Raw genomic sequence first — 14,432 nt, forward strand, 5'->3', positions numbered from 1 at the left:
ACGGGCCCTCCTCCCGTGTGTAAGGGGAGAGGGCCCGTGTGCACCAGGCGGCGCGCTAGGCGCGCCCAAGCATCGCGAAAGTGACCGCCGGTCGCGCGCGGATATGGCTGGTATGGGGGCGTCTTTGCTGCTCATGTACCGGCTGCGCGGTGATTCTGCCGCCTCGCCGGTCATGGGATGGGCTGAGGGGTGATGTTGTGGTTGATCCGGAAGAGGTTGCCGGGGTCGTAGCGGCGCTTGGTCTCGGCCAGACGGGCGTAGTTCTGGCGGTAGTTGGCGTGGATGCGGTCCTGGTCGTCGTCGCTGAGGAAGTTGACGTAGCCGCCCTCTTCCGTGTGCGGGCGCAGCGCGCGGTCGTAGGCGCGGCACCAGGCCACGTTCCGTTCGATGTCGGCGGGGTCGCTGAAGCTGGGGCCGAAGGCCGTCGAGAAGGCGGCGTCGCGATAGGCGAACGCGGTGTCGGCGGGACCGACCCGGTGGCAGGCGCCGTCGACGGGGAAGACGATCGTGTACGTCTGCAGGGACGGCAGGCTCTCCGCGAAGGACAGGTGGACGTCGATGGCGCCGTCGGACAGCTCGCGGCTGAAGTTGCCCTTCCAGTAGTGGTAGAGCCCCGGCGGCAGGTCCGCGTCGAAGAGCGTGTTGATCACCGGATACGGCATGCGTTCGACGTACTGGCCGAGGACCGGCCCGAGGGTCTTCAGGCGGGCGCGGACCGCGTCGTCCTCGTCCTCCGCCCCGCTCCAGCAGGTGACGACGGCGCACAGCGGGCGGCCGTGCCACCGCTCGGGCAGGAACGGCGCGGGCGGGCCGAGGGCCAGCGCGAAGAGGCTGTTGAACTCCGGTGGGCTGTCCGCGATCAGCTCGCGCCAGCGCCGGGCCACGTCGCCGTCCAGCGGATAGAAGGTGGGCCCACCGAGGACCGTGGCCACCGGGTGCAGCCGGTACTGGAAGGAGACGACGACGCCGAAGTTGCCGCCTCCGCCGCGCAGCGCCCAGAACAGGTCGGGGGCGTGCTCGGCGTCGCAGTGGACGAGGGCGCCGTCGGCGGTGACGACGTCGGCGGCCAGGAGGTTGTCGGCGCTCAGTCCGTGGCGGCGGGCCAGATGGCCCATGCCGCCGCCGAGGGTGAGGCCGCCGATGCCGGTGGTCGACACGACGCCGCCGGTGGTGGCGAGGCCGAAGCCGTGGGTGGCGTGGTTGAAGTCGGCCCAGGTGCAGCCGCCTTCGGCGCGGGCGGTGCGCTGCCCGGGGTCGACGCGGATGCCGCGCATCCGGCCGAGGTCGAGGACCAGGCCGTCGTCGCAGGTGCCGTGCCCGGCGACCGCGTGGGAGCCGCCGCGTACGGCGAGTGCCAGGCCCTCGTCGCGCGCGAAGTTCACGGCGGCGATGACGTCGGCGGCGTCGACGGCGCGGACGACCACGGCGGGGCGTTTGTCGTGCATCGCGTTGTAGACGCGGCGGGCCGTGTCGTAACGGGGGTCGGAGGGGCCGATGACGTCGCCGTGCACGGCGTCGCGCAGCGGCTCCAGGTCGGGTGCGGTGGTCGTGGGGGTGGTCGAGCGAGTCGTCGTGGGAGTGGTCATGACGGGAAGAGCCTTTCGAGCGTCGCGCGGGGGATTCCGGCGCGCGCCATGGCGGGCGGGACGGTGGAACGGAAGTCCCAGGAGCGCCAGGAGGTGGGTGTGAGCGCGAGGGTGACGTCGTCGGTGCGCTCCAGGAACGGGCCGATCACGGCGACCGCCTCGGCTCCCCAGGCCCGCAGGTGGAGACGGCCGTTGACGTCCTTCGCGGCCTGCCCGGTGAGGACCTCGACGGGGCCGCTGGCGGACACCCACGCGATGGTGTCGCGGTCGTCGACGGTCACGGTGACGTGCTCGGGCCGGGCCGCGGCGTTGCGGGCCTTGCGGCTGGTGGAGGAGGTGGCGATGTAGAAACGGCCGTTCTCGAAAAGGTAGTTCACGGGCACGACGTGCAGCCGCCCGTCGGGATCCTGGGTGGCAACGGTCGCGAAGACGTGCTGCGCGAGGAACGCGCTGAGGGGCGCGGTCAGGGCATGGGAGGTGGACCGGAAGACGGCCCGGACGGCTGCGGCGTCTCCTTGCGGTGTGGTGGATGTGCAGGTCATGCCCTCGTTGTAGGCCGGGCAGGCGCGGCGCGGCATCGCGTGAACGGCCCATTCCGCGTCGTACGGCCGGGATGGTCAGAACGGCCCATGGCGCGACGGCCCGCACGGAGCGCGGCCCGCACGGTCAGCCCGTGCCCGGGGGGGCGGGGGGGCGGCTCAGGCGAGGTCGTGGGAGACCGCGAAGGCGGTGGCGGCGGCGCGGGAGGACACCTGGAGTTTGGCGAAGATGTTGTTGAGGTGGCGGGCGACGGTGTGCTCGCTGATGGTGAGGGCGACGGCGATCTCCCGGTTGGTGCGCCCGGCCGCCACAAGGCGCAGTACCTCCGCCTCCCTGACCGAGAGGCCGCCGGGCAGCCCCCGCGGCGGGCGGCCCGGTGCGGAGTCGAGCAGGGCGCGGGCCCGCCGGGCGTCCGGCACGGCTCCGAGGGAGTCGAACGCGGTGCGGGCGGCCCGCAGTTCCATGACGACGCCCTCGCTGTCCCCGGCGGCCCGGTTGGCGGCGGCCAGCATCATCCGTACCTGAGCCGCCTCGTACGGCACCCCGAGATCCAGCCACATGCCGAGGGCCTGCCGCAGGAGGAGGAGCGCGTGGCGGAAGCCGTCGGACCGCCCGGGGGCCGGGCCGTCCGAGCCGTCCGAGGTGCGGGTGGGATGACCGGCCAGGGCCACGGCCGCCCGGGCGGTCGTGGAGAGGGCCGACAGGAGGACGGCGTCGGGGTGGGCCCGCTCGGCGAGGGCGGACAGCTCCGTGGCGGCCGCCCTGGCCACGTCCGGCGCGCCCAGCGCGAGCTCGACCTCCACCCGGGCCGCCAGGAGGCGGGCGTACTGAAGGACGTCGCCCCCCGGCACGTCGCCCGGCACGCCCCCCGGCGCGCCACCCGGCACGTCGCCCGAGGCGTCCGTGAGCGCGAGCCGCAGCGCGGCCGCCGCCGCGTCCGCGTGCCCCTGGGCCAGGCGCAGCCGGGCGAGCCCGGGCTGCGGGGCGCGGCCCAGCTCGTGGGCGCGGGCGTACGCGGCCTCGGCCGCCGCCCACTCGCCGCGCCGCCGGTGGATCTCCCCGGCGACGTACTGGGCCTCGCCCGCCACCGCCGCGCTACCGTCGGCCACCTCGGTGCACACCCGGGCCGCCTCCGCCTCCGCCCCCGCCCAGTCGCCGCGCAGGTCCAGGACCTCCACCCGGTGCACCCGGCACAGGCCCCGGAACGGGTTGTCGGCCGAGTGCGTCGCACACCAGCGCATCGCCGCGTCCGTCCACTCGGCGGCGCGCGCCAGGTCGGCGCCGGCCATGCACCGGGTGAGGGCCAGGCAGTAGATCCAGCCGGTGAACAGGGAGCTCAGCTCCCCCGCGGTCACCGCGCACATCGCGTCGTCGAGCAGCGCCATGCCCTCGGTGGTACGACCGTGGGCCAGCAGGATCGCGCCGTGCACCTGTCGGCTCATCGCCAACAGGTCCCGGCTGCCGCGGTCCTGGGCGATCCGGCCCATCCGCGCCGCGGCGTCGAGGGCCGCGTCCAGGTCGCCGCGGTCGGCCGCGCTCTCGGCCTCCGTCCAGGCCAGATACGCCTGTTCCAGACACTGCGGAAGGCCGTCCAGGTGCTCGTGCGCCCGGTGCAGCCAGCCGGTGGCCGTCGCCGGGTGGCCGATGTCCTGGTAGTCGGCGAACAGCATCCACGCACTGGCCCCTGCGGCCCGGTCGTCACCCCCGGCGACGTACGCGGTGTAGGCGCGCACCCGGACGTCGATGGATTCCCGCTGTCGTCCGGTCCACCAGGCGGCCCAGGCGAGCAGCGTCAAGGCATCGCCGTCGAGGGCGTCGGGCGGGAGGCGGTGGAGAAGGGCGTAGGTCTCCCGCCACTCGTCCCGCGCGGCGGCCTCCCGGGCCTGCTCGACGCGGTCGTCGACGGTCACCATGAGCGGCCCCCTTCCCGTTCTCAGAAGAGCGGCCCCGTTCCAGTTCTCAGAATAGGAGGAACCGGGAGACAGCAACGGCCCGTTCCCCCGGGGCCGACCCCACCGGGAGAACGGGCCGTCACAGCCGTCAGGCCGTCACGGGCAACGCGGCTCGGCACGAGCCTCAGAAAGCCGACTCGTCCAGCTCCATCAGGTCGAGGTCGACGCCCTCGGAGAGGGTCCGCTGCACGGCCACGCCCGGCAGGATGTTGGCGGCGAAGAACTTCGCGGCCGCGATCTTGCCGGTGTAGAAGGCCTTGTCCTTGCTGGAGGCGCTCGCCAGCTTCTCCTGCGCCACCGCCGCACCGCGAAGCAGCAGGTAACCGACGACCACGTCACCGGAGGCCATCAGGAGGCGGGTGGTGTTGAGGCCCACCTTGTAGATGGACTTGACGTCCTTCTCGGTGGCGGCGAGGTCGGTCAGCATGACGCCGACCATGCCCTCCAGCTCGCCCGCGGCCTTGGCGAGCTCCTCGCGGGCCGCGGCGAGCTCGTCGCCGCCGCTGCCGACGGCGAGGAACTTCTTGATCTCCTCGGCGAGCTGGTTCAGGGCCGCGCCCTGGTTGCGGACGATCTTCCGGAAGAAGAAGTCCTGGCCCTGGATCGCCGTGGTGCCCTCGTAGAGGGTGTCGATCTTGGCGTCCCGGATGTACTGCTCGATCGGGTACTCCTGCAGGAAGCCGGAGCCACCGAAGGTCTGCAGGGACTGGGCGAGCTGCTCGTAGCCCTTCTCGGAGCCATAGCCCTTGACGATCGGCAGGAGCAGGTCGTTGAGCGCCTCCTCCGCCGAGGCGTCCTCGCCGTTCGCCTCCTTGATGGCGATGGTGTCCTGGACGGCCGCGGTGTGCAGGACCAGGGCGCGCATGCCCTCGGCGTACGCCTTCTGCGTGATCAGGGAGCGGCGTACGTCCGGGTGGTGCGTGATGGTGACCTTCGGCGCGGTCTTGTCCATGAACTGTGCCAGGTCGGGGCCCTGGACGCGCTCCTTGGCGTACTCAAGGGCGTTCAGGTAGCCGGTGGACAGCGTCGAGATGGCCTTCGTGCCGACCATCATCCGCGCGAACTCGATGATCCGGAACATCTGGCGGATGCCGTCGTGCTTGTCGCCGATCAGCCAGCCCTTGGCGGGGTGCTGATCACCGAAGGTCATCTCGCAGGTGTTGGAGGCCTTGAGGCCCATCTTGTGCTCGACGTTGGTGGCGTAGACGCCGTTGCGCTCGCCCAGCTCGCCGGTCTCGAAGTCGAAGAGGTACTTCGGGACGAGGAAGAGGGACAGGCCCTTGGTGCCCGGACCGGCACCCTCGGGGCGCGCGAGAACGTAGTGGAGGATGTTCTCCTCCATGTCGTGCTCACCGGACGTGATGAAGCGCTTCACGCCCTCGATGTGCCAGGAGCCGTCCTCCTGCTGCACGGCCTTGGTGCGACCGGCGCCGACGTCCGAACCGGCGTCCGGCTCGGTGAGCACCATGGTCGACCCCCAGGTCTTCTCCACGGCGATCTCGGCGATCTTCTTCTGGACCTCGTTGCCCTCCTCGAAGAGGATGTTGGCGAACGCCGGGCCGGAGGAGTACATCCACACGGCCGGGTTCGAGCCGAGGATCAGCTCCGCGTACGACCAGATCAGGGACGGCGGGGCGGTGGTGCCGCCGATCTCCTCGGACAGGCCGAGCCGCCAGTACTCGGAGTCCATGAACGCCTTGTAGCTCTTCTTGAAGGACTCCGGAACAGGCGCCGTGTTGGTCTCCGGGTCGAAGACCGGCGGGTTGCGGTCGGCGTCGGCGAAGGACTCCGCCAGCTCGTTCTCGGAGAGACGGGTCAGCTCCGACAGGACGCTCTTGGCGGTGTCGACGTCCATCTCCGCGAACGGGCCGGTGCCGTACAGCTTGTCGCGGCCGAGCACCTCGAAGAGGTTGAACTCGATGTCGCGGAGATTCGACTTGTAGTGCCCCATGGCGACGGCTCCGTAAGCAGGATTCGGGATCAACAGGGATCAGTACCAGCAAGTAGCTACGATGATGCTACCCGTCGGTAATAAGAAGCAACCCCTAACGGGTCATCTGTGACGCAGTACGCTCGGACCATGTACGGCTACGACCAGAGCACGGGCGGACAGCAGCACTACGCCCCTCCGCAGCCCCCGCCCCATGAGGCGCCCGGCGGTTACGGACAGCAGGCACCGCTCTACCCCGAGCCGTCGCCACCCTCCCTCGCCGACGCCGTACGCGCCTTCACCACCGGCTCGATGTCCGCCGAGGACTTCCAGCAGATCTTCTCCGGCTCCAAGGTCTACTGCCCGCGCGGCGACAACCCGGGCTTCCTCGCGCTGCACAACACCCAGCAGCCGGTGATCCCGATGTTCACCTCGCTCAAGGAGCTGCGCCGGTACGCGGGCAAGGAGTCCAAGTACTTCGTGATCACCGGCGCCGAGGTCATCGACCTGCTCCCCACCGGGTACGGCTTCGTCCTCGACATGGAGGGCGAACACCGCATGGTCTTCGACGCCAAGGCCGTGGAGCAGATGGTCGACTTCGCCATGCGACGGATGTACGGCTGAGCAGCCAGGGCCTCAGAGCACCCGGTCCTTGAGCGCGGGGAACTGTTCCCGCGTCTCCGCGACCTTCGCCGGGTCGAACTCGACGGACAGCACCTCTTCGCCCGCGCCCGCCTCGCCGAGCACCTCACCCCACGGGTCGACCGCCACGCTGTGCCCGCTCTGCGCGACCCCGGCATGCGTGCCCGCCGTGGCGCAGGCCAGGACGTACGCCTGATTCTCGACCGCGCGCGCCCGCGCGAGCAGCGACCAGTGCGCCCGGCGCCGCTCCGGCCAGCCCGCCGCGACCACCAGCGTCTCGGCGCCCGCGTCGATCAGGCCCCGGAACAGCTCCGGGAAGCGCAGGTCGTAACAGGTCGCGAGGCCGAGCGTGGTCTCCGGAAGGCGCACCGTGGCGAGTTCGCTGCCCGCGCCCATCAGCACGGCCTCGCCCTTGTCGAAGCCGAAGCGGTGGATCTTGCGGTAGGAGCAGGCGAGTTCACCGGTCGGCGAGAAGACCAGGGTGGTGTTGAAGAGGGTGTCGTCGGGGGCGCGTTCCACGATGGAACCGGCGTGCAGCCAGACCCTCGCCTCACTCGCGGCCTTCGCCATCGTCTCGTACGTCGGCCCCTGAAGCGGCTCCGCCTCGGCGGCGAAGGACTCGTACGCGAAGGCGCCCGTCGTCCACAGTTCGGGGAGCACCACCAGGTCGGCACCGGCCTGATCCCGTACCAGCGAAGCGGCGCGCTCACGACGCGAATTGACCGTTTCATCGGGGTCTACTGCGATCTGGATGAGCGAGGCGCGCACACTACCACCGTCCTGGCATTCGAGCCGTCGACTTTCCTGGACAACCGCCTACGATCGTCGCACGAAAGCACTGCAACGGGACCCCGCGGCAGCGTAACTTAAGGGACCCAGACACTCTGCTCGCCACACGTACGACAGCCGAACCGCCCGAGGGGTCACGTGACCGTCCATCCCAGCCTTCAGACCTACGCCGACGCCTGGACCCATGCCGTGGAAGCGATATCCGAGCTGGTGACGCCGCTCGTCGAGGGCGAGTGGAACCGGGCGACCCCGTGCCCGGGCTGGTCGGTGCGGGACATCATCTCCCACGTCATCGGGCTTGACTGCGAGATGCTCGGCGACCCGCGGCCCATCCACTCGCTGCCGCGCGACCTGTTCCACGTCACGAACGAGTCGCAGCGGTACATGGAGGTACAGGTCGACGTGCGCCGCCACCACACGGCGCCGGAGATGCTCGCCGAGCTGGAGTACACGATCATCCGCCGCTCCCGGCAGCTGCGGAACGAGAGCCGGGACCCGCAGACCAAGGTGCGCGGCCCCCTCGGGAACGAGGAATCGCTCGAAGAGGCCTTCCGCAAGCGGGCGTTCGACACCTGGGTGCACGAGCAGGACCTGCGGACCGCCCTGAACAAGCCCGGCAATCTGGACTCCCCCGGCGCTTATGTCACCCGGGACGTGCTGATCTCCGCACTGCCCGGCGTCGTCGCCAAGCGGGCCGGGGCACCGGCCAATTCCGCGGTCATCTTCGACGTGGGCGGCCCGGTCGACTTCCTGCGCACCGTGCGCGTCGACGCCGAGGGCAAGGGCAGCGTCGACAACTCCCCTTCGCTCGGGCCCGCCGTGACGCTGGCGCTCGACTGGGAGACCTTCTACAAGCTGGGCTGCGGGCGCGTGAAGGCCGCCGCGGTGAGCGAGAAGGTCAAGGCGGACGGCGACCGGCAGCTGGCGGACGCGATCCTGGAGAACCTGGCCGTCACGCCGTAGCCCCGGCGAACGACCAGGAACTGCCCGGGCCTTACGCCGGTACGTGCACGGCACTTACTCCGATACGTGCACGGCCTGACGCCGGTACGAGGACGCCCTACGCCGGTACGTGCACGGCCTCCACGCGGCTGGCGACCAGCCGTTCCCGCTCCAGGCGGACCGCGCGCCGCCGCAGGCGGAGGATCTGGGCGACCCCGAGCGCCTCCAGGGCGAAGATCGAGCAGAACGCGATCCGGTAGTTGTCGCCGGTCGCGTCGAGCAGCAGGCCGATCGCGAGCAGCGTCGTCATCGAGGCCGTGAAGCCGCCCATGTTGACGATCCCGGAGGCCGTGCCCTGCCGCTCCGGCGGGTTCGCGGGCCGCGCGAAGTCGAAGCCGATCATCGACGCCGGGCCGCACATCCCGAGCACCAGGCAGAGCAGCACGAGCAGCGCGGTCGGCGCGGTGCCACCGGGCCAGCCGAGCACGCAGCCCCACACGAGGGCGTTCACGCCGACGGTGCCGAGCGCCAGCGGGGCGCGGGCGGTGTGGTGCCGCTGCACGATCTGGCCGTAGACGAGGCCGATGGTCATGCTCGACAGGACGGTGAGCGTGAGCAGTTCACCCGCCGCGGCCCGGGACAGACCCTGCGCCTCCACCAGGAACGGCAGGCCCCAGAGCAGCGTGAACACCATCATCGGGAACTGCGTGGTGAAGTGCACCCACAGGCCGAGCCGGGTGCCGGGCTCCCGCCACGCGGCGGCTATCTGACGGCGTACGAAGGCGGGTTCGCGCACCCGCACCGGCTCCGGCTCATGGCCCTCCGGATGGTCCCGCAGGAAGAGCAGGAGCAGCACGAGCACCACGACACCGGCGAGCGACGAACCGACGAACGTCGCGGTCCAGCCGAGCCCGTTCAGGAGCCGGGAGAGCACGAGCGTGGAGACGAGGTTGCCGCCCATCCCGATCAGCCCGGCGAGCTGCGCGACGAGCGGCCCGCGCCGGGCCGGGAACCAGCGGTTGCCGAGCCGCAGGACGCTGATGAACGTCATCGCGTCACCGCAGCCGAGCAGCGCACGCGCGGCCAGCGCCATCGGGTACGAGGGCGAGAGCGCGAAGCCCAACTGGCCCAGGGTGAACAGGACGACGCCCAGGGTCAGCACCTTCTTGGTGCCGAACCGGTCGACGAGCAGGCCGACGGGTATCTGCATGCCCGCGTACACGAGCAGCTGGAGGATCGAGAAGGTCGACAGGGCCGAGGCGTTGACCTCGAACCGGTCGGCCGCGTCCAGGCCCGCGACGCCGAGCGAGGTGCGGAAGATGACGGCGACGAAGTAGACGGCGACGCCGATCGACCAGACGGCGATGGCACGCCGCCCGCCGGGTGGGTCGCCCGGCAACGCGGGGCGGGAAGAATCGGTCGAGGTCATCGGACCTCGCCCCGGGCCAGGTGCGAGAACCAGCCGACGTGGCGGCGGACGACCGCGACGGCCGCGTCCGCGTCGCCGGAGCGCAGCGCGTCCAGGATCAGGCCGTGCTCGGCGAGCGTCTTGGCGATCCGGTCCGGGTGCGAGTGCATCACGGCGACGCCCATCCGGAGCTGCCGGTCGCGCAGCTGGTCGTAGAGGCGGGAGAGGATCTCGTTGCCGCCGCTGCGGACGATCTCGGCGTGGAAGCACCGGTCGGTGACGGCCGCGGCCGCGAAGTCCCCGGCGGCCGCCTGCTCCTGCTGGCGCGCGAGCAGTTCCTCCAGGCGCTCGATGAGCCCGGGGGGTGCGGGCACGGCCTTGCGCGCCGCGTGCTCCTCGACGAGCAGCCGGGTCTCGACGACGTCCGCGATCTCCTGCGCGGACACGGGCAGGACCAAGGCGCCCTTCTTCGGGTACAGCTTGAGCAGCCCTTCCACTTCCAGCTTGAGCAGCGCCTCGCGTACGGGCGTGCGCGAGACCCCGACGTCCGCGGCCAGCTCCCCCTCGGTGAGCAGCGTGCCGCCCTCGTAGCGCCGCTCCAGAACGGCCTGCTTCACGTACTGGTAGACGCGCTCGGCGGCGGGGGGCTGTTTGGTCGCGGCGGCAGGGGTGGCGGAGGGCGCAGGCGCGGAAGGCATGCGCACAGCTTAGATACAACAGGTGTGCATAAGAAATCCGTCCCGGTATCCGGGACGGATCTCTTAGGTGGTGCGGTAACGCCCTTCTTTTGTGGCGCGGTTACGCCCAGGTCATCAGGCGCTTCGGCTGCTCCAGGATCGCCGCGACATCCGCGAGGACCTTGGAGCCGAGCTCGCCGTCGACCAGGCGGTGGTCGAAGGACAGCGCGAGCGTGGTCACCTGGCGCGGCTTGACCTTCCCCTTGTGCACCCACGGCTGCGGCTTGATCGCGCCGACCGCGAGGATCGCGGACTCACCGGGGTTGAGGATGGGCGTGCCGGTGTCGATGCCGAAGACCCCGATATTGGTGATGGTGACGGTGCCGCCCTGCATCGCGGCCGGAGACGTCTTGCCCTCCCTGGCCGTGGCCACCAACTCGCCGAGGGCCTGCGCCAGTTCGGGCAGGGTCTTGGCGTCGGCATCCTTGATGTTCGGCACGATCAGGCCGCGGGGCGTGGCGGCGGCGATGCCCAGGTTGACGTAGTGCTTCCGCACGATCTCCTGGTTCGCCTCGTCCCAGGCGGCGTTGACCTCCGGGTTCCGCTTGATCGCGACGAGCAGCGCCTTGGCGATGAGCAGCAGCGGGTTCACCCGAAGACCGGCCATGCCGTATGTCTCGGGGTCGCCCTTGATCTCATCGACCAGCTTCATCGTCCGCGTCACGTCGATGGTCACGAACTCCGTGACGTGCGGCGCGGTGAACGCCGAGTTCACCATGGCGGCGGCGGTCGCCTTCCGTACGCCCTTGATGGGGGTACGGGTCTCGCGCGCCGCACCGGCGACCGGCTCGGCCACCGGAGCCGCGGCGGGCACGGGCTCGCCGACCGGCTCGGCGACCGGCTCAGCGGCGGGCGCGGGCGCCGCGGCGGCGTGCACGTCCTCGCGCGTGATGATCCCGTCGGGCCCGGAGGGCGTGACGGCCGCGAGGTCGACCCCGAGGTCCTTGGCGAGCTTCCGCACGGGCGGCTTGGCCAGCGGCTTGGCGATGGTGGTCCCGTTGGTGACGGCGCTCGGCGCCGGGGCCAACGGTGCCGCGGGGGTCGCCGGGGCCGAGGGCACGGCCTTGGGCGCGGCCTCCGGGGCGCCCTTGCGCGGGCGGCGCTTGGTGGACGACTCGGCCACGCCGTACCCGACGAGGACGGGCGTACGCCCCTTGGGCGCCTCGGCTGCCTCCTCCGGCTCCGGCTCGGGCTCGGCCGCGGGCGCCGCAGGGGCCGCGGGGGTCTCCCCGTCCTCCCCGACGGTGATGATCACCTGGCCGACGTCGACCGTCGCGCCCTCGGGGAACTTCAGCTCCTGCACCACGCCGTTGAACGGAATGGGCAGTTCGACGGCCGCCTTCGCCGTCTCGACCTCGCAGACGACCTGTCCGTCGGTGACGGTGTCGCCCGGAGCGACGTACCACTTGAGGATCTCGGCCTCGGTCAATCCCTCGCCCACGTCGGGCAACTTGAACTCACGAACCATGGCTGCGCTCTCCTCAGTACGCCAGCGAGCGGTCGACGGCGTCGAGCACCCGGTCGAGCCCCGGCAGATACTCCTCCTCCAGGCGCGCCGGCGGATACGGCGCGTGGAATCCGCCGACCCGCAGGACGGGGGACTCCAGGTGGTAGAAGCACCGCTCGGTGATCCGTGCCGCGAGCTCCGCACCGGAGCCGTAGAAGACGGGCGCCTCGTGTACGACCACGAGCCGGCCGGTCCGCTCGACCGAGGACTGCACGGTGTCGAAGTCCATCGGCGACATCGACCGCAGGTCGATGACCTCCAGGTTCTTGCCCTCCTCGGCCGCCGCCTCCGCGGCCTCCAGGCAGACCTTCACCATCGGCCCGTACGCCGCGAGCGTCAGGTCCGTGCCCTGCCGCACCACCCGCGCGGTGTGCAGCGGACCGGGGAACGCCTCGGTGTCGACCTCGCCCTTGTCCCAGTAGCGCCGCTTCGGCTCGAAGAAGATCACCGGGTCGTCGCTCTGGATGGCCTGCTGCATCATCCAGTACGCGTCCTGCGGGTTCGACGGCGAGACCACCTTCAGGCCCGCCACGTGCGCGAACAGCGCCTCGGGCGACTCGCTGTGGTGCTCGACCGCGCCGATGCCACCGCCGTACGGAATGCGGATCACGACGGGCAGCTTGATCTTGCCGAGCGCCCGGGCGTGCATCTTCGCGAGCTGCGTGACGATCTGGTCGTACGCCGGGAAGACGAACCCGTCGAACTGGATCTCCACGACGGGCCGGTAGCCGCGCAGCGCGAGCCCGATCGCGGTGCCGACGATGCCGGACTCGGCGAGCGGCGTGTCGATCACCCGGTCCTCGCCGAAGTCCTTCTGCAGCCCTTCGGTGATCCGGAAGACGCCGCCGAGTTTGCCGACGTCCTCGCCCATGATCAGGACCTTGGGGTCGGTGTCGAGCGCCTTGCGCAGCGACTCGTTGAGCGCCTTCGCGAGCGCCATCTTCTGTGCAGCCATGGTCACTTGGCCCCTTCCACCGCATCCGACACGTCCGCGAACGACGCCTGGTAGGCGGCGAACTGGGCGCGCTCCTCGTCGACGAGCGCGTGGCCGTCCGCGTAGATGTTCTCGAAGATCGCCATGGAGTCGGGGTCCGGCATCGCGCGCACCGCCTCGCGCACCCGCAGCCCGAGCTGCTCGCTCTCCTCCTCGAGCCCGGCGAAGAACTCCTCGTCCGCGAGGCCCTGCTCGGTCAGGTACGCGCGCAGCCGCAGGATCGGGTCCTTGGCCTCCCAGGACTCGAGCTCCTCGGCGCGGCGGTACTTCGTCGGGTCGTCGGAGGTGGTGTGCGCGCCCATGCGGTACGTGAACGCCTCGACGAGGGTGGGGCCTTCGCCCCTGCGCGCCCGCTCGAGGGCCGACCTGGTGACGGCCAGGCAGGCGAGGACGTCATTGCCGTCGACCCGGACGCCCGGGAAGCCGTAGCCCTGCGCGCGCTGGTAGAGCGGCACGCGGCTCTGCTTCTCGGTCGGCTCGGAGATCGCCCACTGGTTGTTCTGGCAGAAGAACACCACCGGGGCGTTGTAGACCGCGGAGAACGTGAACGCCTCGGCGACATCGCCCTGGCTGGACGCGCCGTCGCCGAAGTAGGCGACCACCGCGGCGTCCGCGCCGTCCTTGGCCACGCCCATCGCGTAGCCGGTGGCGTGCAGGGCCTGCGAGCCGATGACGATCGTGTAGAGGTGGAAGTTGTTGCTGTTCGGATCCCAGCCGCCGTTGTTCACGCCGCGGAACATGCCGAGCAACTTCGTGGGGTCGACCCCGCGGCACCAGGCCACGCCGTGCTCGCGGTAGGTCGGGAAGACGTAGTCGTCCTCGCGGGTGGCCCGGCCGGAGCCGATCTGGGCGGCCTCCTGGCCGAGCAGCGAGGGCCACAGGCCCAGCTCGCCCTGGCGCTGGAGCGCGATCGCCTCGCCGTCGAAGCGGCGGGTCAGGACCATGTCCCGGTACAGCTCGCGGAGCTCTTCGGGACCGAGGTCGATGTCGTACTCGGGGTGCTCGACGCGCTTGCCCTCGGGCGTGAGCAGTTGGACGAGGTCGTGCTGTGCGTTGGGCTGTGTGCTGGGCGCCGCGGCTTTCTTGGCGCGCTTCGCGGGTGCCCGCTTGGTGGCGGCGCCCTTCGAACCCGCAGCCTTTGCGGCGTTCTTCACGGTCACGTGTGCTCCTCCGTCGGTCCGGCGCCCGGGATCGACCGGGAACCAGTGCGGCTCACCTGTTTCTCGTACCTGCGCACGGGGTGTGTGCGCCAGCGGTATCTGTCCGTAAACAGGCGTGACAGGTGCCCCGGCGAACGCCCTGCACAAAGCACGTTACCCAGTGCTCCGCAATTCTGCGAAACCCCATCTGACCTGCGATTTTGCTTGGATTTCCAAGTAAATTCGAGTTTCGGGGAACACGTACT

General features: G+C 70.8%; 12 protein-coding genes. 2 read left to right on the plus strand and 10 right to left on the minus strand.

The window, feature by feature from the left end:
• Positions 1-170: 170 nt before the first annotated feature.
• From ACWD10_RS17820 to ACWD10_RS17835, 4 genes are all read right to left on the minus strand, one after another.
• Positions 171-1,586 (minus strand): FAD-binding oxidoreductase, encoded by a 1,416-nt coding sequence (locus tag ACWD10_RS17820; protein WP_451091899.1) that lies wholly within the window; start codon positions 1,584-1,586, stop codon positions 171-173.
• Positions 1,583-2,128, minus strand: coding sequence for a pyridoxamine 5'-phosphate oxidase family protein (locus tag ACWD10_RS17825; protein WP_451091901.1), 546 nt, complete (start codon positions 2,126-2,128; stop codon positions 1,583-1,585). The genes ACWD10_RS17820 and ACWD10_RS17825 overlap by 4 nt, the downstream gene beginning before the upstream one ends.
• Before the next feature lie 156 nt (positions 2,129-2,284).
• Positions 2,285-4,039 carry a LuxR C-terminal-related transcriptional regulator gene (locus ACWD10_RS17830; protein ID WP_451091903.1) on the minus strand — a complete coding sequence of 585 codons (1,755 nt, stop codon included), beginning with the start codon at positions 4,037-4,039 and terminating at the stop codon, positions 2,285-2,287.
• Between the two features lie 163 nt (positions 4,040-4,202).
• Positions 4,203-6,029 (minus strand): acyl-CoA dehydrogenase, encoded by a 1,827-nt coding sequence (locus ACWD10_RS17835; RefSeq protein ID WP_451091905.1) that lies wholly within the window; start codon positions 6,027-6,029, stop codon positions 4,203-4,205.
• Between the two features lie 129 nt (positions 6,030-6,158).
• Between ACWD10_RS17835 and ACWD10_RS17840 the strand changes: the two genes are divergently transcribed.
• Entirely contained in the window at positions 6,159-6,632 is a 474-nt protein-coding gene (locus ACWD10_RS17840; RefSeq protein ID WP_451091907.1) for an SseB family protein, read from the plus strand.
• A gap of 12 nt (positions 6,633-6,644) precedes the next feature.
• On the opposite strand, the gene ACWD10_RS17845 is transcribed toward ACWD10_RS17840, so the two are convergent.
• Entirely contained in the window at positions 6,645-7,418 is a 774-nt protein-coding gene (locus ACWD10_RS17845; RefSeq protein ID WP_451091909.1) for a carbon-nitrogen family hydrolase, read from the minus strand.
• A 159-nt stretch (positions 7,419-7,577) separates the two neighbouring features.
• Between ACWD10_RS17845 and ACWD10_RS17850 the strand changes: the two genes are divergently transcribed.
• Entirely contained in the window at positions 7,578-8,402 is an 825-nt protein-coding gene (locus tag ACWD10_RS17850; protein ID WP_451091911.1) for a maleylpyruvate isomerase family mycothiol-dependent enzyme, read from the plus strand.
• A gap of 97 nt (positions 8,403-8,499) precedes the next feature.
• Here the strand turns inward: ACWD10_RS17850 and ACWD10_RS17855 are convergent, their stop codons facing one another.
• The 5 genes from ACWD10_RS17855 to pdhA form a co-directional block, all read right to left on the minus strand.
• Positions 8,500-9,810, minus strand: a complete 1,311-nt coding sequence (locus tag ACWD10_RS17855) for an MFS transporter (protein ID WP_451091913.1) — start codon at positions 9,808-9,810, stop codon at positions 8,500-8,502.
• Entirely contained in the window at positions 9,807-10,487 is a 681-nt protein-coding gene (locus ACWD10_RS17860) for a GntR family transcriptional regulator (protein ID WP_451091915.1), read from the minus strand. The genes ACWD10_RS17855 and ACWD10_RS17860 overlap by 4 nt, the downstream gene beginning before the upstream one ends.
• Positions 10,488-10,587: 100 nt before the next feature.
• Positions 10,588-11,994 (minus strand): dihydrolipoamide acetyltransferase family protein, encoded by a 1,407-nt coding sequence (locus ACWD10_RS17865; RefSeq protein ID WP_451091917.1) that lies wholly within the window; start codon positions 11,992-11,994, stop codon positions 10,588-10,590.
• Between the two features lie 13 nt (positions 11,995-12,007).
• Positions 12,008-12,988 (minus strand): alpha-ketoacid dehydrogenase subunit beta, encoded by a 981-nt coding sequence (locus tag ACWD10_RS17870; RefSeq protein ID WP_451091919.1) that lies wholly within the window; start codon positions 12,986-12,988, stop codon positions 12,008-12,010.
• A gap of 2 nt (positions 12,989-12,990) precedes the next feature.
• Positions 12,991-14,181: a pyruvate dehydrogenase (acetyl-transferring) E1 component subunit alpha gene (gene pdhA, locus ACWD10_RS17875; protein WP_451092086.1), complete on the minus strand. Its 1,191-nt coding sequence runs from the start codon at positions 14,179-14,181 to the stop codon at positions 12,991-12,993.
• Positions 14,182-14,432 lie beyond the last annotated feature (251 nt).

Source organism: Streptomyces sp. NPDC002851 (assembly GCF_053591935.1).